Genomic DNA, 19,835 nt, shown 5'->3' with positions numbered 1-19,835 from the left:
CAAATTCAACTAATCCCGAAACAAACTAATCCCGAAACAAACTAGTTCCTAAACAAACGCCCCCAGCATCCTGCATCGGCGTGGGGGCGGCAAAACGTCACTGTCCGTCGGCATAGGCCTGGACAAACTGGTCATCAAACAACGATTCCAGGTCAGGCACCTCGGGGATAAAGCCCACATCAACCATAAAGTCAGCCATCACCTGGGCAGCGTAGGGCATATACCGCATGTCCTCACCACCGTCTTCAAAGGCCTCCAGATTGTCATCCAGGGTGAAAATGCGGGTGCCTTCGGTGTAGATTTCAAATTCTTCACTACTGACATCCGCCCGCCGGGCCATAATCTCCGCTGAGCGGTCTGGGTTCTCGTCCATAAAGGCCAGCACATCAAACCAGGTATCCACGAGCGCCTGCACCTGGTCCGGGCGTTCGTCAATCAGGGTCTGGCTCACCACCAGCAGGTCGGGAATGGCACCCGGAAATTCTTCCGAGGTAATCAGGGTTTTGCTGCCCTCCCGGGAGAGGGCGGTTTCCCAATAGGGTACCCAACCCGCAAAGCCATCCACCTGTCCAGCGGCAAAGGCGGTGGCAGCGGCCCCGGTTTCCAGGTTCTGAATTTGAACGTCCTCGCGGCTGAGCCCGGCGTCTTCCAGGGCCAGGGTGAGCATAAAGTCACCCACCACCCCTTCCTCCAGGGCGACGGTCCGGCCTTGCAGCTCGGCAACGGCATCGATGTCCTCGGCAGCAATCACCTTGTCGTTCCCGGCAGAGTTATCGTTGACTAGCACCACCACCATGCCGTTGACCGCATCGTCCACAAAGGAGATGGTGTCATTCAGGGTTTGGCTGTTGGCATCCAACTGTCCCCCCGCCAGGGCCTGCATCGATTCCAAGTAGCCATCAAACCAAATCAGCTCGACATTGGCGCCGTTGGCTGCAAATAGGCCCTCTTCTTCGGCGATCGCCCAGGGCCACCAGCCAGCCCAACTGCTATAGCCCATGCGCACCGGGGGGCCATCAACCTCAGTCACCGGGGGCTGACCCACGTCATCGGCTGGGGCATCCGCCTGGGGGGTATCGGGGGCACAGGCAATGGTCAGCAACACACTACACAAAAAGGCAATGACGGTCGGTAAAAAGGTACGTCGTTTCATGACTTCACTGGGAATACTACAAACCGAAAGCAGCCACCTGACGTGGCCTAATCCCAAATCACACTAGATCTGGGCTATCAATTCAAAATGGCTCTGATGCTCCCTGACCGCATTGCGCACCCAGTCGTACCAGCGCTCTAACCCCTCGCCGGTTTTGGCAGATACCGGAATGACAGTCACATCTGGGTTGATCTGGCGGATATTGGCCTCTATCTGGGCAACATCTATATCTAAGTAGGGGGCGAGATCGAGTTTTGTAACCAGTAATACATCCGCCTCCCGGAACATCACCGGGTACTTTAGGGGCTTGTCTTCCCCTTCGGTAATGCTGAGTAGCGCTACCTTGGCGTGCTCCCCCACTTCAAATTCGGCAGGGCAAACCAAGTTACCCACGTTTTCCACCAGCACCAGGTCCAGGGCGTGGGGATTGTGGTGTTCGGCCAATTGGTGCAAGCCCCCCGCCACCATGCGGGCATCCAGATGGCAGGACCGGCCCGTGTTAATTGCAATGACGGGTACCCCGGACTGACGCAGGCGATCGGCATCGAGCTCGGTGGTCATGTCCCCTTCAATCACGGCGATCTGCAAGTCAGGGCTGAGGGCGGCCAGGGTTTTTTCCAGCAGGGCTGTCTTACCGGCTCCGGGGCTGCTCATTAGGTTGAAGCAGGTGATGCGCCAAGCGTCTAGATGGGTCCGGTTGTGGTCGGCCTCATCCTGGTTAGCGTGGAGTAGGTTAATGCCGAGGGCGGCGTCGAAGGTTTGGTGCATGGTGGAGGTGAAGAGGTGGGGAGGATGGGGAGGTGGGGAGATGGGGATGGTGGGGAGGTGGGGAGGATGGGGTTAAACGTAGGGGCAGACCTGTGTGTCTGCCCAGGCTGTGTGTCTGTCCGGGTTATGGGTCTGTCCGGGTTATGGGTCTGCCGTGGCGAGGGGTTGGGGCACCTCGGCATACTCCACCCGATCGATTTTTAGTTCTCGGCCAGAGCGGATATCTTCTAGGGGGGCTTGGCAATGGGGACAGGCGTATTGGCAACCGATTTCTGGGCGGTACTCGGTTTGGCAGGGGTGACAAAAGGCGATCAGTGGGGTTTCGCGAATCACCAGTTCGGCTTTGTCTAGGAAGGTGCCTTTGGTCTGCACGTCGAAGGCGAATTGCAGGCTCACTGGTTCAACGCAGGTAAACTGACCCACGGTCAGGTGCACCTTTTCGATCGCAGGTTGTCCGGGCTGGCTCTCCCACCAGTCGCGCACGGTCATAATCAGCGCTTTGGTCATGTCGGTTTCATGCATGGTTAGCGCCAGACCTCATCTACGTTCATATTGGCTTCGGCATGGATATAGGCCGGTTTTTCCCGCCGGGGCAGCTGCCCGGAAACCACCAGGTGGGCCATGGTGTCGCAAATCACCCGGGTGGCCATGAGGGAGGTCATGTCACTGATGTCGTAGGGGGGGGAGACCTCCACCACTTCGATGCCGCAGACGGGGGTTTCTTGGATGATGCGCTTAAGCAAATACAGGGCTTCCCGGGGCAGCAGCCCACCAGGTTCGGGCCAGCCGGTGCCGGGGACAAACCCGGCATCGATGCAGTCGATGTCAAAGCTAATCCACACACAGTCGGTGCCGTCGGTGGCCCGCTGAATGGCAAAGTCGGCGGCATCATCCAGGCCCATTTCGGTAATGTCAGTCACGGTGAGGATGTTGGTGGCTCGTTCCCGGCAAACCTTGACCCCCTGGCGGGGCACCTGCCAACCGCCAATGCCGAGCTGCACCAGGTTTTTAGCCGGGGCGTTGGCCATGTTAGTGGCATGGAACCAGGGACAGGTGTGCATGCGCTCATCCAGGTCGGTTTCCTGGGTATCCACATGGCGATCGAAGTGGATAATGCCCACTTTTTTGTCCCCCAGGTGGCGACAGATGCCCCGCACCGTAGGGAAGCCAATGGAATGGTCGCCCCCCAGCAGGATGGGGAAAGCGCCAGAGGCAAACACATGGGCCACCCCTTTGGAAATTTGGTCAAAGGATTTTTCGTTATTGGCCGGAATCGTGAAAATATCCCCCACGTCGCACAGGGTAATGCTTTCCCGTAGATCTACCCCCAACTCGAAGTTGTAGGGGGTATATAGGGCCGAGATCCGGCGGATGCCCTGGGGGCCAAACCGGGTGCCAGGGCGGTAGGTGGTGCCGCTGTCGTGGGGGATACCAACAATGGCCACATCGTAATTGCCCACCTGGCGCACATCTTCCAGGTAGGGGGCCTTAAGGAAGGTGTTGATGCCCGCGTAGTGGGGCAGTTCGCCCCGGGAAAAGGTGGGAATGGTGCGATCGCGAATGCTATCGGCGGCGTCTAGACCATAGGTTAACCCCTGGTCCACCTCTTGCTGCCAGCCCGTTAGGGGTAGCTGCGACTCTCGTTCTAAGGCTTGTTCAGCCTCAGATCGGCTATCACCGCTAGGGCTTTGAAAGATCGGATTATCAGTCATAGAGGGCCTGGTCTCCTGAAAAAAAGTTGCGTCATAGTCAGCAGCCAACGTACGGCAGCACTACGCAAAAGCCCGGAAGAAACACGAAGATTACCTTCGCTATCCTCCCGGGCTTTTATCCCGCCGTGTACCAGAAATCAAACGCAACCCCTGGCGGCTTCTCTTGGACCAGTCACCTTTGCCAATGCAACAGGCCGGAACCCTAGAAACCATTAGTTATATTCAACCGGCATGTTTAACCGACGTTAATGCCGTGATGCTTGTTAGCTTTTAGTAGAAATAACAAGGGCAAACACTTGAGAAAGTAGTCTCCGCTACCAATGAGGTGTTTTTTTGATCTTTAGCTGGGTTATGGCTAGATTAAATTTACAATTGAAACAGTTGTTATCCCAAATACCATGTCCCTTGTGGAGTCTGATCCAGACATTAGAATTCGCTACCCTCGACGATCGCAGCAGCGGGCCGAGCGAGCATTCCGATGTTCGCCCTTGCGGTTAGAACTGCTGGGGGATATGCGATCGCAAAGTATTTCCATCCGCCAAGTGAGCGAACAGCAGGGGATCAAAAACCAGTACAGCCGCCGCCCTTTGACCGAACTCAGGGCCGAAAATGAACTGATGTGGCTGATTGCTGTGGGCTTACTGCGGCGGGAAGTGGATGGTCAGGGATTAACGGATAGCTTTCGCCTCACCCCCCTTGGACGCCAGGTGTGGGCTACCCTCAGCCGGTTATCCCCAGCCCAATACCGCCCCACATTAAGGGATCATCTATATAATGCATGGTGCCGGTGGTTGCGTTTGCCCAGTTGGTTGCAGGGCTAAACTGGCTTAATTGTCCTGATATCCTCGATTGTTCCTGAAAACACGTTTGTTCCTGAAAGTACGTTTATCGTCCCGAAGAGATTTTCACAGGCCATGGCTAACTTACAAGAATTTTTCCTGACGCTAGCCAGGCCCTAAGACCTATTCAAGTTTGGAGATGCTCCATGCGGGCAATCATGGTGGTGGGAACAGCCTCTCACGTAGGTAAATCGCTGGTTACCACGGCATTGTGTCGACTTCTAAGTCGGCGGGGATGGCGGGTTGCTCCGTTTAAAGGGCAAAACCAGGTGCTCAACTCCTATGTTACGGCCACTGGCGGAGAGATGGGCTATGCTCAGGCGGTGCAGGCCTGGGCGGCTGGGGTTCCCCCCCAAATTGATATGAACCCGATTTTGCTTAAACCCCAGGGGGACCAAACCTGTAAGATCATGCTGAAGGGGCGTCCTGTGGGGCGCACAACCCTATCCCAGTATTACGACACCTTTCTTGAGCAAGGCTGGCAGGCCATCCAAGAGAGTCTGGGGCGTCTCAGTCAAGATTACGACTTTCTCGTGTGTGAAGGCTCAGGTAGCCCCGTCGAGGTGAATTTGGGCGATCGCGACCTGGCTAACATGCGCATCGCCAAGCATTTGCAGGCGCCTACGGTATTGGTGGCCGATAGCGATCGCGGCGGCACCTTTGCCCACATCATCGGCACCCTAGAGCTCATGGCCCCCGAGGAGCGGGAGTTGGTCAAAGGCATCATTATTAATAAATTTCGCGGTCAGCCAGAGATTCTAGAGCCGGGGCTGCAATGGCTGCGCGATCGTACCGGCATCCCCATCTTGGGGGTCATACCGTGGCTAGATCAGGCTGTCCCCGCCGACGATTCCCTCAGTTTACTCGATCGCACCCCTGGCCATAAAAAGCAGGCCGACATTACCATTGCCGTCGTGCGGCTGCCCCGCATTGCTAACTTCACCGATTTTGATCCCCTAGAGGCGGAACCAAACGTGCGGGTGATTTATCTCAGCCCTAAAGAACGCCTCAGCTATCCCGACGCCGTAATTATTCCCGGCACCAAAACCACTATCGCCGATCTGCTCACGCTCCAGCGCAGCGGCATGGCAGAAGAGATTCAAAACTATGTGGCCGCTGGGGGCACCGTCATGGGTATTTGCGGTGGCTTTCAAATGATGGGTCAGTTTTTGGCCGACCCAGAGGGCATCGAAGGCCATGAAGGTCGCTTTCCAGGGCTGGATTTGTTTCCCCTGCGTACAGTGATTACCCAGCAAAAAATTGCTCGCCAGCGCACGGTTAGCTCCCGTTATCCCCAGGAAGGGCTACCCGTCTCTGGCTACGAACTGCACCAGGGCCGTGCCCAACTTATTCTTTCAGAAGGGAAAGACCAACGCGGCACCCAATTTGAATTCTTATTCGAAGATCGCAGTCTTGGGGTTGTCGACAGCACCCAGTCCCTCTGGGGCACCTACCTGCACGGCATCTTTGATAATGGCCCCTGGCGGCGAGCTTGGCTGAACCGCCTGCGTCAACAGCGAGGCTTGGGATCATTACCAACAGGTATTCCCAACTATCGGGAGCAGCGAGAAGCCTTACTCAATTCCCTGGCTGAATCTGTAGGGGAACACCTCGATTTAGCGCCCTTACTGAGGTAGTGAAGGGGCTACTCATCTGTGGACCTGCTCACCCATCAGCTTTTTACTAAGCCATGATCCTTGTGGTTGATAGCCTATCCATACAGTTTTATTTGCAAAAATATACAAACCTTATTCAGTTCTCCCGGGTCGGAGGCACCCTGCCCCATACTGAGTTAGTAATGGCATATATAGCAATCCAAATTGACTCATGCCATTAAGGCGGACATCTTACCTGTGCAGGCGTCACACCCACCCTATAGGGTTTCACAAGTCCCTCAGGATTTTTACAGGTAGCGGTATCAATTAAACAAGCCCGTCAAATACAAATAAGTGTCCAGGTTCCACGACATTAGGGAGTGTTACCTATGGTTTTGAAGTGGGCCAGGTTCACTACGATCGCGGCAACCAACTGTATCAGGCGATGCTCGACCAGCGGATGATTTATAGTTGTGCTTACTGGAAAAATGCTCCCGATTTAGACGCAGCCCAGCAGGCCAAAATTGAGCTCATTTGCCGCAAACTTGATATTCAGCCAGGTATGCGAATCTTAGATATTGGCTGCGGCTGGGGCGGTATGGCCCAGTATATTGCCGAACATTATGGGGTGGAAGTCGTTGGGCTCACGGTGTCAAAGCAGCAAGCTGAACTGGCTCGTGAGCGCTGTCGAGCTTTGCCAGTGGACATTCGCCTGCAAGATTATCGGGACATCAGAGAATCCTTTGATCGAATTTTCTCGGTCGGTATGTTTGAACATGTAGGCCAGAAAAATTACCGCACCTACCTTGAAACAGTGCGCCGTTGCCTAAAAGATACAGGTCGGTTCCTGTTACACACTATCGGCTCTAACCAGAGCCAGGTGCGAACAGAACCCTGGATTGAAACCTATATTTTCCCAAATTCCATGCTGCCGTCGGCCAAACAAATTACAGCTGCAATTGAGGACCTGTTTATCCTTGAAGACTGGCATAGTTTCGGGCCCGACTACGACAAAACTTTAATGGCCTGGTTCTATAACTTCAATCGGCACTGGCCTGAATTAAAGCAAATTTACGATGAGTCGTTTTATCGGTTATGGAAGTATTACCTACTCAGTTGTGCCGGTGGGTTCAGAGCCCGTAAAAACCAACTGTGGCAGATTCTTCTCTCTCCCACAGGCATTCGCGGCACCTACTATGCCCCTCGCTAATCTCAGCTATCCATTGAACCATGGGGTCTATGAAAAGGGGGGGTGCCCACCATCGGCATGATCGCCAGAGACTACACCTATCGGCGCACCTTGCCCGAAAAACCAGAGGCCTTAAATTGCTCAAGCCTGAGGGGTTCTGGCTGGTTGGCGGCCACGGAGACCCGCAGCTGAAAATCGCTTTCCCCAGGGGGTACTTGATCAATGGAGCCCAAGCGAGTCCGGTTTTGCATCACAGGGTTGGCATTGGCATCGTAGATGCGGCCAAAAATATCAGCATTGACCACCGGTTTACCCGAGCGGTTGATGGCTTTGCCGGTAATTAGATAGCAATTAGCCTCTTGGATGGAGCCAGACACTACCATGCCATCGGCCATTTCGGCGGGGCAAGCCTGATAGCTCAGATCCGTTAGCTCGATGGGCGTCAGTGCCTGAGCCGTTAGCTGTAGACCACTGACCAACCACAAAATAGCCACTAAGATGCCGGTTATTAGTCCACGCCGTATCATGGGTCTCCTCGGGGCAGCTGATAGTTGTCTGTCTCAGTTTATCGTGGTTTGGCCATGGGGTGAGTCGGGGGCATGGCTAGGAAGTTGGCGCTAGCCAGGTGTCTAGGGCAACTCGCATGGTGTCCACAGGGGCGGGCTGCTGCAGCCAAAGTTCCAGGGCTGCCGCCCCCTGCTGCACTAGCATCTCCAGGCCGTCTAGGGTGACCAGCCCCCGCTGGGCCGCTAGGGTGAGTAATTGGGTGGGCCGCGGCGTGTAAATCAGGTCATACACCACAGCGCTGGAGGGAGCCAGGGCCAGGGCGATCGCGTCTAAGGGAGTTTGGTCAGCGGTGGTATGCATGCCCACCGGGGTCGTATTCACAATCAGGTCGGCCTCCGGTAATAGGGTCGGCAAAGCTTCCCATGGTTGCACGATCAGCGGCGGCTTTAGGGGAGAGTCTACCCAGCTGGTCTGAAAGGCGGCCAGCTTTTGCGAGTTACGGCCCACCACGTAGATCTGCCCAAACCCCAGCTGCCCGCAGCCTGCCACTACGGCTCGGGCGGCCCCGCCGTTGCCCAGCACCACAACAGTCCTTTGACGCCAATCCTGTAATGCCTGAAGGGGAGCGATGAACCCAGCCACGTCAGTGTTTGTCCCGCTCCAGCCCTGATCAGTGCGCCATACGGTATTCACCGCCCCCACCGCCTGGGCTTCGGCAGTGATATCCGTGAGTAGCGGCAAGATGGCTTGCTTGTGGGGAATAGTGAGGTTGAACCCTTGCAAGCCAATGGCGGTAAAGCCAGCGATCGCCCTGGCCAAATCCCCTGTTTTTACTGGCAGTGCCACATATACATAGTCAACCCCCAGGGCCTCCAGAGCCGCATTGTGCATCACCGGCGACAGTGAATGCACCACCGGGTCACCGATGACCCCTAGGAGTTTAGTTTTACCCGTAATCACCATCGCCTTGTCCATCATTTTGTTTGATATTCCCCCCAGAACGAACCCATGGGTCCGCCCCTACCTCCCCACCTCCCCCACCTTCCTCATCTTCCCCACCTCTTCATTCCCCTACCTCACCCGTTGCTCAAACAACCCCACAATCCTCTCCACCACATCTTCGATAGATAGGCCATCGGTATTCAGCTCGATCGCATCATCGGCCTTCCTGAGCGGAGCCACCCGGCGTGTACTGTCTTTGCGATCGCGATCGTCAATTGCCCGCTCTAGGTCTTCCAGGCTGGCATTGGGCTGCTGCTGCGCTGCCAGGTCTCGCTGGCGGCGGCGGGCTCGTTCAGCTACAGAGGCAGTCAAGAAAATTTTTAGTTCCGCCTGGGGAAACACCTGGGTGCCAATATCGCGACCTTCCATCACTACGCCGCCGCTAATGCCGTACTGCTGCTGCTGGCGCAGTAGGGTTTCCCGCACCGCAGGCTGGGCAGCCACTACTGACACTTGCGCCGTTACCTCTGGACTGCGAATTAAGGCCGTCACCTCTCGCCCACTCAACCAAATGCGGCTGGGGTAAGCGGCAAACTTTGGGTCATCCCCAGACGGGGCTAGCTGCAGGTCACAGTCGGGTAATAACTCTGCCAGGGCCACCTCATCCTGGAGATCCACCCCTTGTTCTAGGGCCAACCAGGTAACAGCCCGGTACATGGCCCCACTATCCAGGTAGAGTAAATGTAACCGCTCAGCCACCTGCCGAGCTACCGTCGACTTACCCGCCCCTGCTGGGCCATCAATGGCCACAATCGGTTGACGGTGGCGCAGCAGTAGGTTGTCAATCAAGCGGGTTGTACCCAGATGGGCCGCCAAGGCCAACAGGCCTATAGATGTCAACGTTTCCAGGGGCTCCAGCGTGTCTGGGTGCACTAGCTCCACATACTGCAAATCGACCGCAGTCACCTGGGCAATAGGCTGCCGCACCGCTTCAATCAGGGCCGAGCTAGAGCGCTCACCAGATCGAAACAAGGTTTTAGCTGCCATCAATCCATCATGGAGAATAGTCGCCTGCTGGCGCTCCACTGGGCTGAGGTAAGTATTGCGAGAACTGAGGGCCAAACCACTCGGCTCCCGGACGGTGGGGCACCCAATCAGCTGCCCTGGCAAGTTTAGATCCTGGCTTAGCCGTTTAATAATCGCCAGTTGCTGGGCATCTTTGCGGCCAAAGTAGGCGCGATCGGGGGCCACAAGGCTCAGTAGCTTTGTGACCACGGTGGCGACTCCCTCAAAGTGACCCGGCCGGTAGGGGCCACATAGAACTGCCATCATATCCTTGGGCGGAATCACCTGGGTCAAATTCCCGGCAATGGGATTTGACGTGCCATATAGGGTCTGGGGAGTCGGCATAAAGACGATATCCACAGCCGCCTGGGCACACAGCTGCAGATCTTGGCTATGGGTCTGGGGGTAGGTGGCCAAGTCCTCCCCTGGACCAAATTGTAGGGAATTCAGAAACATACTGACGACCACGACCTCATTTTCCCGCCGAGCCCGCTGGATCAGACTAAGATGTCCCCGATGTAGCCCCCCCATGGTTGGCACCAACCCCACCTGAGGCGGCTGCCCCTGGTCAGTCGCCTGTCCCCGCTGTTGCGCCAAATAACGCTTTAATCCTTCAACCGTCTTAAGTACTCGCACAATCCCCTACCTTTGCTGCGTGACCGCTTGTGACAGCTGAAATTCCGGCCCTCGGTTTCCAAAGTTACTACCCTACCAGATTAAACTGGCACTCAATCGTGTTGTGGTGAATCGATCACTAGCAGGCTACTTCCTGCGGCAGCACCCTACCTACCAGTGCCCTTATGGATACGAACAGTCAGCTCAATGCCTGATTATTTTTCTACGCTAGTCGAGGCCTAAACTAATCTCATTAACAGGAGGTTTGTTTTTCTGGAGGTACCATCAAGATTCAACTAAGGGAATTGCCAGTTAATCAAGTCCCAACGTCATTCTTTTGCAGGCGGGAGCCCACTATGGGGTAACGGCTCTAACAGGTACTTTATTTTGAGAGTCATCCCTGACGCCCGTGGTGGCCCCACCAAGACGGCTACCGATACCTGAATGTAACCCCTTTTACAAAAATACCTCCCCAACGAAGCCATTGGGAAGGTACAAGTCCAGAATCGAATTTTGGCTGAGAGGCTAGTTGGTCTATCAAGTTAAAGATGACAGGCTGAAAACCTTGCACTGCAGACCCTGTTGACCTGTCACTTCTGGCTTGACTGAGCATTAGTGGAAAGGCCACAGCTTAGTTATGGTTAGACCTCATGATTCAGGCGTAATCAGGTGGCCGTGATGGCGCGCCCTAGCATGGTCCAGCATAAGTCGGCCAACCATGCCTAATACCTGACACCTAGCACCTGACACCTTCAACAGCACTGGTAATACCCTTGCCAGGCAGTACTAGGGAGCTGACAGAACCTCTAACCGCACCCGACCAACCCCACTGGATCGCAGACCAATGCTAGAGGCCGCCGCCGCCGAGAGGTCAATCACTCGACCGCCACTGAAGGGGCCGCGATCGTTAATCCGGACCACCACTTGACGCCCATTATTGAGATTAGTGACGCGCACCTGGGTGCCAAATGGTAGCGTACGATGGGCTGCCGTTAGGGCGTTTTGGTCAAATACCTCGCCACTGGCGCTACGTCGACCATGGAAACCAGGACCATACCAGGACGCCATACCCGTGAGGGTGGACGCGACCACAGCTACCTCTTGAGGTTGGGGCGGTTCAGGCATGCCTTCCACCTGTTCCAGCGGTGGGGCATCCCCCAGTAGACGTCGCAACCGATTGGCAATGTGTAGGGCATCTTCCGCCGGATCTTCCGTAGTATCGGGCAGAATGATTCGACTATTGACCGTCAGCAGATCCTCGTCTTGCCAGCTGACGACAAAAGCCTCGTCATCATCGTCCCACCGAGCTTTAATCGCTTCCACCTCGCTATCCGCCGCTAAGCCTTCCAGCCGGGCCAGAATCAGATTTGCTTGAGCCACAGGACCAGCATCTGCAACATCGGTGCCAGTGGTAGCCTGCAAATCGGCGTCAGACTTAGTGCTGCTGAGGGTCTCTAATTCCCCACCAATCAAGGTGACGACGGGAATAGAGCGGATATAGATGGTGGCTGCCTGCCGGGCATCGAGGGCATGGGCAAACACAGTGGCGGATTCAAATTCTTGGACTGGCGACGTTGCTAGGGTCGCTGATTCAGGGTCGGCTGGCTCAATGGATGAGGCGTCAGAGATAGCTGACAAACCTGTTTCAGAAATTTCAGAATCAGAAAGGGAGAGAATATCGAGATTGTGTTGAGTTTGAGTATCCAGGCGGCTTTCGCCAGAATCCTGGGCTTGGCTGGGCAACGGTGCTCCTAAGACGGACATGGCGACTGCAACAGTCAGCCCGCCTATTACGCGATGTTTCATGTACACCAAAAGAAATCAACAGGAGGGGCTGAGATCGATCCTGAAACCATCAGTTGGTTCAGAACAGACTGCGAGTTGGCGGTCTTAAATCTCATACCCATTAAAAATTTGCTCTCGGTTTTTTGTCGAAATGTAACCTAACACGAAGAGGCTGGGTTGCGAATCCGGGGAAATTCCCTTGGCTTAAAATCTGTGGAAAAAATAAAGTTGGGTCACCCTTGCCAGCAATGGCGCAACCAACTGACATAACTAGGGTTGTTGCCACCGTCCAACCCAATAAAATGTTTAGCTTTCTTTATGAGTCGAGCCAACAATGCTGCAAAAAAATAATCAGTCTGACTCGGGTTTGGGGGAACTTTCGTCAAAGACTGAGGGGCGATCGCCCAGAAAAATGCATCTCAAAATTTAAAAAAACTACACGCTGCGAGGCGAGTCTGCGATCGCTCCTGACCAGTAAAAAGAGTGATTTTGGATCCGAACTGGCCTGGAGCTGAGCATCAAGGTCAGCTGGAGTAATATTGGCCACGATATTGAGTGGGAGGAATTCAGGCGTCAGGCGTTAGAAGCCAGCCACAATCCCAAAGGTATTTTGGAGCTGGAATATTTTAAGGTAAAGGATTGGCCCATTTAATTCAGGATTCAGACCCCATGGACTACCGGGATGCAGGTGTAGATGTAGAGGCCGGACGTGACTTTGTGCAGCGGATTCGGTCAATGGTGGACAGCACCCGTCGCCCTGAAGTTTTGGGGGCTCTGGGCGGCTTTAGCGGTCTCTGTGAAATCCCCGCTGGTTATCAACAGCCAGTGCTGGTCTCAGGGACTGATGGCGTTGGGACGAAGCTAAAGATTGCCCAGGTCACAAATCGCCATAGCACCGTTGGCATTGACCTGGTGGCCATGTGTGTCAACGACATTCTTACCAGTGGGGCCGAGCCCCTGTTTTTCCTTGACTATCTGGCTACTGGCAAGCTAGAACCTACCACCCTGGCCCAGGTGGTAGAGGGGATTACCCAGGGCTGTCGGCAAGCTGGCTGCGCCCTACTGGGAGGGGAAACCGCTGAAATGCCTGGTTTTTATGGTCCTGGGGAGTATGACCTGGCGGGGTTTTGTGTCGGTGTTGTGGAAAAGGCGCACATCTTAGACGGTAGCCAGGTTCAGGTGGGCGATCGCGTCATTGGGCTAGCCAGCAGCGGCATTCACAGCAACGGTCTTAGCCTGGTGCGCAAAATTGTGGACCAGGCACAGCGTCCCGATGGCAGCGTGGGTTACACCTGGTCGGAGTCAGTGGCAGCGGTTGGCACCGCCAGCCTAGGGGAGATATTTTTAACGCCTACTCGGATTTACGTTGATCCAGTGCTCAGCGCCCGCCGTGAAGGGTTGGCCCTTCACGGCATGGCCCATATTACCGGCGGTGGTTTACCCGAAAACCTGCCCCGTTGTCTTGGTGCGGGGCAAAGTCTGCGGTTAAATCCAGCAGCCTGGCCGGTTCCCTCCAGCTTCGCCTGGTTGGCCGAAGCTGGGGCAGTACCTCTGGTCGATATGTATAACACCTTTAATATGGGCATTGGTTTTGCCCTAGTGGTGCCCGCAGACCAGGTCAACCAGACTTTACGTTGGTTTCAACAGCGTCAGATAGCCGCCTATGCCATTGGTGAGGTGGTCGAGGGCTCTGGCCAGATCTTAGGGTTGTAAAATCTATAAAAATTCCCCCGACCTCGGCCCAGGAGGTTGCTTGAAAAAGGTCATCCCAGACAACACTCTAGACTGTTTTGGATGACCATCGGTAGAACTAGGGTTTCAGACCTCTTACCCAATGACTTGGTCAACGAGAAATCTGTAGTTTCAGCCCTTGCCCAGAACAGTATTCGGACTATTGCTAGGTATAGTTTGCCGCCAAGAGGCCGTAAAACTGCTAAAGCTTGAGGACATGGGCCTACTCCACAGGGATAGCCTGAGACGCTCTTTGGCTTTCCAAACAACCTTTAAAACCGATACCTTAGAAGAGCAGATAGTGTAGGCAATTCTTTTGAAATCTTCGTCTCTCAACTGGCAGCCAGTGGTGCTAAGCTTTCTCGCCATCATCGGCTTGGCACTGCTGACCAGTAGTTTCGTCATTGTTAACCCTGGCCAGGCTGGGGTACTCAGTATTTTAGGCAAGTCCCAAGATGGTGCTTTGTTAGAGGGTATTCACTTTAAGCCTCCGTTAGTGTCCAATGTAGACGTCTACGACGTTACAGTGCAGAAGTTTGAGGTACCCGCCCAAAGTTCCACCAAGGATCTGCAAGATTTGTCCGGTCGGTTTGCCATTAACTTTCGCCTCGATCCCACTGAAGTCGTCAATATTCGCCGCACCCAGGGCACATTAGAAAACCTGGTTTCTAAAATTGTGGCTCCCCAAACCCAGGAGTCATTCAAAATTGCTGCCGCCTTGCGCACGGTCGAAGAGGCGATTACCCAGCGGGCTGATTTGAAAAAGGACTTTGACGATGCCCTCACCTCTCGTTTAGACAAGTACGGCATTTTGGTCCTAGACACCAGCGTGGTTGATTTGAACTTCTCCCCCGAGTTTGCCAAGGCAGTAGAAGATAAGCAAATTGCCGAGCAGCGAGCCCGGCGAGCGGTCTATGTTGCTCAGGAAGCTGAACAATCTGCCCAGGCCGAAATTAACCGAGCCAAAGGTCGAGCCGAGTCCCAGCGCCTAATTGCCGAAACCTTGAAGGCTCAGGGGGGTAGGCTGGTGCTGCAAAAAGAAGCGATCGAGGCCTGGAAAGAAGGCGGTGCCCAGGTGCCCAGGGTACTGGTCATGGGTCAGGGTCAGGGGAGTTTACCGTTTATCTTGAACCTAGACCAGGTGGAGCAGGATGACCCAGCAGACGGGGCCCTATCTAAGGCCAGCTAGGGGGTAGATAGAAGCCGGGTTTCCTCGCTGCTGTCGCATACACCGAACACGGTGATCGATAGCCACAAGAAACTCGGCTTCACGTTATATTTTGCCGAGGCCAAAGCTTGCCCCTATTGAATCAGGCTGACCATGCGATCGGGAGAGTAGGTGACCTCTCTGACAGTGCCTGGTTGGCCCAAGGTTTCTGACTGGCTGTCATTGACGCTGATAATCACCCCGCCAGCATTGCCAGCTCGAATGGTGAGTGCTTGGTCAGCCGTCCACAGACGACTATCCCCCGGCTGTAGAATGCCTTCAAATTCAGTGCTACCGTCGGCGGTAATCCGTAGCCAGGACTGGGCTGTCAACGTTGTGGTGACCTTGATTGGAGCGTCAGACTCGGGTAGGTCGTTTTCAGCCACTGGCACCTCTGGGGGATCGTCATCCCGAGGGGTAGCCGTTTCCGTTTCCACCTGATTCAGCGGCTCAAGGGGAGGCAAAATAGTGGTTTCCGGAGCGGTTTGCCGAAGTAAGTAAGACAGGCCACCAATGGCCATCATCAACACCACAAAATAGGCCCCATACAGGTGTAAAGGCCGTAGCTGGGCCGCTGGAGAATCTTTCCAGGAAGAACGCTGAATACGCGGTGGGGTAAAGAACTGACTGGCTAAGGTTTCGCCATCCAGCCCCAAGGCGTCACCGTATCGACGAATTAATCCGCGAATGTAGACCGGTTCTGGCAGGTTGTCTAAGTCTCCCTGCTCGATCGCGGCGAGTAAACTAGGGCGAATCAAGATTTGGCCGGCCATGGCCTCGAGATTATGACCTTGCTGCTCGCGGGCGGTTTGTAGCAGCGTGCCCAACTCTAGCAGCTGCTCTCGGTAAACGGAATTTGGATCAACCAATGCTTTTGTTTTCATACAGGGAGCATTAACAAGACTGAGAAACGCCAGTAGATGCTGGGAACCGGTTGTGGAAAGTGGCAGACTTTGCCTCTGACTCAGCTAATAATGCCTTAATTTCGCTCGATGATAAAGAGCGGTAAGCCCCACTTTTTAAAATTCCCACAGAAACAGGCCCGATCGCAGTGCGATGTAAACTTATAACCCGATGGCCCAGAGCCTCTGCCACACGCCGGATTTGGCGGTTACGTCCTTCCCATAACACCACCTCCAGTAAGGTGCTTTCTGGGGATGATGATCCTAGCCGTCGCACCTGGGCTGGTCGGGTTTGGTAGCCATCTAAATCAATGCCCTGGCGCCATAGATCAAGGGTCTGATTGGCGATTTGGCCTTCGATCCGCACCTGGTAGGTTTTGGCGACATCGTGCTTGGGATGGGTTAGCCGATAGGTAAAGTCTCCATCGTTGGTCAGCAGTAGAGCCCCAGAGGAGTAGGCGTCGAGCCGCCCTACCGGGTGAATGCCTACTGGTTGTAGAGCCGTTGGCAAAATGTCTAAGACGGTGGGCCTACCGTCGGGGTCGGCACAGGTGGAGACCATCCCCAGGGGCTTGTGCAGCAGCAGGTAGTGGCCCTGGGGCCGCTGGTCTGGCCGCAGGGGTTGATTGTCAACGGTAATGCGATCGCTGTCAGGATTAGCCTTTTGTCCCAGGTGGGCCACCTCACCATTCACCGCCACCCGGCCAGCCTCAATCAACTGCTCGGCCTTGCGGCGAGAGGCGATCCCATATTGGGACAAGATTTTTTGGAGTCGCTCGGTCTCGGTCATAGTTAGCGATGCTGGCCTAGTGAGCAGTACTGGCTTAGTGAGCCATCTAGCTGAATCCTTAAGGTCTAAGGACCCTCTGAATACTCCATTATGGCAGGTCTGAGCTGAAGTTATGGCAGAACACTAAGTATAAGTTCTTAAGATAGCTCTGCTTGAGGTAGGTAAAGCCGTAGCCAGGCTCCCCCCACCTCGGGATGATTGGTGGCCTCAATGGTGCCGCCATGGGCTTCAACAATTTGGCTGACAATGGCCAGACCCAGTCCACTGCCCCGACTTCCCCCAGGGGAGGTGAGTGCCGTATCAGGGTTAAATGGGGCGGCCTCTCGATGGCGGGATGGATCGGCCCGGTAGAAGCGATCGAAAATATACGGCAGGTCTTTGGGATCGAACCCTGGCCCTAAGTCAATCACCTCTAGGCAGAGGCGGTCCTGGGTTGCTGCCAAGGGCAAGGCCTGAGCCGTTGAGCCTTCGGTGCCGGGTTGTAAGCGCACATAGATCGCTGCTTTAGACGGACTATGTTTAATCGCATTATCGATCAAGTTCAGCAGCACTCGATGAAAGAGGGTCTCATCCAACTGGGTGAGGTAACGGTCAGGACCGTCATAGTCGAGGGTGAGGTGTTTCACCTGGGCCAGGGGTTCCAAACTTTGCCAGGCCCGATAGACCAGTTGGGGTAAATCCACAGGCTGGCGGTTCAGCCCTTGGGCTTGATCCCCTTGGAGGCGACTGAGATTCAGCAGATCCTCCACCAGATTGCTAAGCCGGATAGTTTCGTTGACTAGGCGATCGAGCCAGCTACGAAGACTGGGATCAATGCGAGGCTGTAGGGTTTCAGCCACCAGTCGAATCGAGGTGAGGGGAGTTTTCAGTTCGTGGGCAACATCAGAGGTCCAGCGATCGCGCTGTTGCACCAATAGTGCCTCCTCCTGACGGTTTTCGAGAAACACCCCTACCTCGCCGTTGTCTAGGGGAACAGCATAGCCGCGCAGGGGATAGGTGGGTTCTTCCTTGGGGTGAAACGGATCCGGTGAAATCTGATAGAGCATCCAATCGCGCTGACAGCAGGCTTGGGACTCGCGCGCCTCTTCAATCAGCGCATCTAACTCGTAGGAGCGCGCCACTTCCAACAGCAGCCGTCTCCGTTGCGCCGATCCAGCCATGGGTTGATTAATTCTCAACAGCCGGTTGGCTTCATCATTGCACCAGATCAATTGATTTTCGTCGTCCACCTGCAAGTAGCCCACAGGAGCCATCAGCAGAACCCGCTCCAGGCTATCGCGGCTGGTGCCTAAGTATCGTAACTGGCGCTGCTGCTGCGGTTGTGTGTGCACCAGTTGCTCCATCCGCTGCAGGGCATCAGCCCAGGTGTTAGCCTGCAACAGGGTCAGCAAGGTTTGTTCCTGCCGCCGATATCGCCGCTGCCAACCTAGCCACAGCGCCCCTCCAGTAATCAATCCAATCAAATACCCAAAAATTGCCAAAGGATTCTCAACGTCAGTTGAGTAAAGACTATCGCCACAAGACTATCGCAAAAAAAAGCACCCCCGCAGGGATGCTTGATGAATCAGTGATGTCAGCTAAACCGGGCAAACATCAAAATCGTAAGCGTGGCTTACCGCACCACTGCACCCCGATACTTTAGACCTTGGGGGTGCTGAACCTTAACTTGCTTAGGCACATGGCGGCTAACTTGAGCGCCACGATAGCGACCAATCACTTCTTCGGATACAGCTACTTGAGGATTGGTAGCTTCGTAATCAACGCCGCGATACTTCAGGGACATAATCCGCCTCTCCTTAATGGTGAAGGTGTGTAAGAACAGAGGCGCGTTCCTTCGGGATCTTCCCCTACTTCCGTCTCTCACAGGAGAGATGAACGATTTGTTTCTGTATTCATTGTTACTGTTTCCCCAAAGTCTGTCAAGGCTAAATGTCAGTGTTTTCTGAACCCTGGCCCAAATTACGGGTAACCGTTTACGGTTTAAGACATAAAAAATAATAGGTAAGCATCAATAAACTGTGTCGTAGGGTGCTGTTAGGGGCAGCCGTAACGCAGACTATACATAACCTATAAATAATTAAGTCTCTCTAACTATGCTTATGCCCTAGCAAACTTATCGCCTGACGGTACACCCATGAGCTGACCCCCGAGTACCCCACCCCTGTCCCTCCCAGGAGGGGATGCTGATACCCGACACCCAACACCACTCCTATGCACGCTCCTATCCCTTCCCATCGCTACTTTCCCTACCTGACTTGGACCGAAATCGAGGCCATGGCCCACAAGCAGGACGTGGTGATTGTGCAGCCGATGGGGGCGATCGAGCAGCATGGCCCCCATTTGCCTCTGATCGTCGACAGCGCTATCAGCACTACTGTCCTAGGAAAAGCTCTGGCCCAATTGGATCCTGAAGTGCCCGCCTATAGCCTGCCGCCCCTGTACTACGGTAAATCTAACGAGCACTGGCATTTCCCGGGTACCATTACCCTGTCCGCCGAAACCCTGCTGCGGGTGATCCATGACGTGGCAGAAAGCCTCTACCGAGCTGGGTTCCGCAAGCTAGTGCTGCTGAATGCCCACGGCGGCCAGCCCCAGGTGCTAGACATTGCGGCCCGGGACTTACACCAAACCTATCCAGACTTAATGGTATTTCCGCTGTTTGTCTGGGCGGTGCCCAACTGTGCCGGAGAATTATTAACCCCCCACGAACTGGAATTGGGGATCCATGCTGGCGATGCCGAAACTAGCCTGATGCAGGTGATTATGCCCGATCAGGTCCGCCAGGATCGGTGTCAGGCAGAGTTTCCCCAAGACCTACCCACCGATAGTTGGTTGACCATGGAAGGAGCCTTGCCCTTTGCCTGGGTGACAAGGGATTTGAGTGCCAGTGGTGTTTTGGGTGATCCCACCCTGGCCACCCCCGCCAAGGGCCAGCAACTGCTGGATTCCCTGGTGGTCGGCTGGGTCAGAACCCTTGAAGATATTTATCGCTTTCGTCAGCCTCGCACAGCTGGCCCTTGACTCTCCAGGCGACT

The 19,835-nt window shown here is 54.9% G+C and carries 18 protein-coding genes and 2 riboswitches; of the genes, 6 read left to right on the top strand and 12 right to left on the bottom strand.

Annotation, left to right across the window (positions count from 1 at the left end; all coding sequences use genetic code 11):
• Positions 1–97 precede the first annotated feature (97 nt).
• From E1H13_RS03355 to E1H13_RS03340, 4 genes are all read right to left on the bottom strand, one after another.
• The gene (locus tag E1H13_RS03355) at positions 98–1,153 is read right to left on the bottom strand and encodes an ABC transporter substrate-binding protein (protein WP_169611986.1); all 1,056 of its coding nucleotides are present in this window, start codon (positions 1,151–1,153) and stop codon (positions 98–100) included.
• 63 nt (positions 1,154–1,216) lie between these two features.
• Positions 1,217–1,921, bottom strand: a complete 705-nt coding sequence (hypB, locus tag E1H13_RS03350; RefSeq protein ID WP_169611985.1) for a hydrogenase nickel incorporation protein HypB — start codon at positions 1,919–1,921, stop codon at positions 1,217–1,219.
• A gap of 141 nt (positions 1,922–2,062) precedes the next feature.
• Entirely contained in the window at positions 2,063–2,443 is a 381-nt protein-coding gene (hypA, locus tag E1H13_RS03345; RefSeq protein ID WP_169611984.1) for a hydrogenase maturation nickel metallochaperone HypA, read from the bottom strand.
• A gap of 2 nt (positions 2,444–2,445) precedes the next feature.
• Complete coding sequence (locus tag E1H13_RS03340; RefSeq protein ID WP_169611983.1) at positions 2,446–3,633, bottom strand: agmatinase family protein; 1,188 nt, start codon at positions 3,631–3,633, stop codon at positions 2,446–2,448.
• A 102-nt stretch (positions 3,634–3,735) separates the two neighbouring features.
• Positions 3,736–3,850: riboswitch (guanidine-I (ykkC/yxkD leader) on the bottom strand.
• A gap of 181 nt (positions 3,851–4,031) precedes the next feature.
• On the opposite strand from E1H13_RS03340, the gene E1H13_RS03335 reads away from it, so the two are divergent.
• From E1H13_RS03335 to cfa, 3 genes are all read left to right on the top strand, one after another.
• Positions 4,032–4,454 (top strand): Npun_F0494 family protein, encoded by a 423-nt coding sequence (locus E1H13_RS03335; RefSeq protein WP_169611982.1) that lies wholly within the window; start codon positions 4,032–4,034, stop codon positions 4,452–4,454.
• 164 nt (positions 4,455–4,618) lie between these two features.
• Entirely contained in the window at positions 4,619–6,109 is a 1,491-nt protein-coding gene (cobQ, locus tag E1H13_RS03330; RefSeq protein WP_169611981.1) for a cobyric acid synthase CobQ, read from the top strand.
• Positions 6,110–6,467: 358 nt separating this feature from the next.
• Entirely contained in the window at positions 6,468–7,277 is an 810-nt protein-coding gene (cfa, locus tag E1H13_RS03325; protein WP_169611980.1) for a cyclopropane fatty acyl phospholipid synthase, read from the top strand.
• A gap of 77 nt (positions 7,278–7,354) precedes the next feature.
• Here the strand turns inward: cfa and E1H13_RS03320 are convergent, their stop codons facing one another.
• From E1H13_RS03320 to E1H13_RS27160, 4 genes are all read right to left on the bottom strand, one after another.
• On the bottom strand, positions 7,355–7,783 hold the full coding sequence (locus E1H13_RS03320; RefSeq protein WP_169611979.1) for a hypothetical protein: 429 nt from the start codon (positions 7,781–7,783) through the stop codon (positions 7,355–7,357).
• A 76-nt stretch (positions 7,784–7,859) separates the two neighbouring features.
• Positions 7,860–8,738, bottom strand: a complete 879-nt coding sequence (locus E1H13_RS03315; RefSeq protein ID WP_169612020.1) for a shikimate dehydrogenase — start codon at positions 8,736–8,738, stop codon at positions 7,860–7,862.
• A gap of 96 nt (positions 8,739–8,834) precedes the next feature.
• Positions 8,835–10,406 (bottom strand): bifunctional pantoate--beta-alanine ligase/(d)CMP kinase, encoded by a 1,572-nt coding sequence (locus E1H13_RS03310; RefSeq protein WP_169611978.1) that lies wholly within the window; start codon positions 10,404–10,406, stop codon positions 8,835–8,837.
• 765 nt (positions 10,407–11,171) lie between these two features.
• Positions 11,172–12,191 (bottom strand): septal ring lytic transglycosylase RlpA family protein, encoded by a 1,020-nt coding sequence (locus tag E1H13_RS27160; protein ID WP_169611977.1) that lies wholly within the window; start codon positions 12,189–12,191, stop codon positions 11,172–11,174.
• A gap of 648 nt (positions 12,192–12,839) precedes the next feature.
• Between E1H13_RS27160 and purM the strand changes: the two genes are divergently transcribed.
• Together purM and E1H13_RS03295 are read left to right on the top strand one after the other, a co-directional pair.
• A complete protein-coding gene (purM, locus tag E1H13_RS03300; protein ID WP_169612019.1) occupies positions 12,840–13,883 on the top strand; it encodes a phosphoribosylformylglycinamidine cyclo-ligase in 1,044 nt (347 codons plus the stop codon).
• A 367-nt stretch (positions 13,884–14,250) separates the two neighbouring features.
• On the top strand, positions 14,251–15,090 hold the full coding sequence (locus E1H13_RS03295) for a prohibitin family protein (RefSeq protein ID WP_347404115.1): 840 nt from the start codon (positions 14,251–14,253) through the stop codon (positions 15,088–15,090).
• A 113-nt stretch (positions 15,091–15,203) separates the two neighbouring features.
• On the opposite strand, the gene E1H13_RS03290 is transcribed toward E1H13_RS03295, so the two are convergent.
• From E1H13_RS03290 to E1H13_RS03275, 4 genes are all read right to left on the bottom strand, one after another.
• Positions 15,204–15,992: a RodZ domain-containing protein gene (locus E1H13_RS03290; protein ID WP_169611976.1), complete on the bottom strand. Its 789-nt coding sequence runs from the start codon at positions 15,990–15,992 to the stop codon at positions 15,204–15,206.
• Positions 15,993–16,002: 10 nt separating this feature from the next.
• Positions 16,003–16,800, bottom strand: a complete 798-nt coding sequence (locus E1H13_RS03285; protein WP_169611975.1) for a pseudouridine synthase — start codon at positions 16,798–16,800, stop codon at positions 16,003–16,005.
• A 137-nt stretch (positions 16,801–16,937) separates the two neighbouring features.
• Positions 16,938–18,281 carry a HAMP domain-containing sensor histidine kinase gene (locus tag E1H13_RS03280; RefSeq protein ID WP_169611974.1) on the bottom strand — a complete coding sequence of 448 codons (1,344 nt, stop codon included), beginning with the start codon at positions 18,279–18,281 and terminating at the stop codon, positions 16,938–16,940.
• Positions 18,282–18,412: 131 nt separating this feature from the next.
• Positions 18,413–18,583: a DUF4278 domain-containing protein gene (locus E1H13_RS03275; RefSeq protein WP_169611973.1), complete on the bottom strand. Its 171-nt coding sequence runs from the start codon at positions 18,581–18,583 to the stop codon at positions 18,413–18,415.
• Positions 18,584–18,623: 40 nt separating this feature from the next.
• Positions 18,624–18,680, bottom strand: a riboswitch (Glutamine riboswitch).
• A 331-nt stretch (positions 18,681–19,011) separates the two neighbouring features.
• On the opposite strand from E1H13_RS03275, the gene E1H13_RS03270 reads away from it, so the two are divergent.
• Entirely contained in the window at positions 19,012–19,821 is an 810-nt protein-coding gene (locus E1H13_RS03270; protein ID WP_169611972.1) for a creatininase family protein, read from the top strand.
• The last annotated feature ends 14 nt before the right edge of the window (positions 19,822–19,835 follow it).

Source organism: Nodosilinea sp. P-1105 (assembly GCF_012911975.1).
Classification (GTDB): domain Bacteria; phylum Cyanobacteriota; class Cyanobacteriia; order Phormidesmidales; family Phormidesmidaceae; genus Nodosilinea.
The sequence above is the reverse complement of the archived record's forward strand: the minus strand, read 5'-3'. Positions and strand labels throughout refer to the sequence as shown.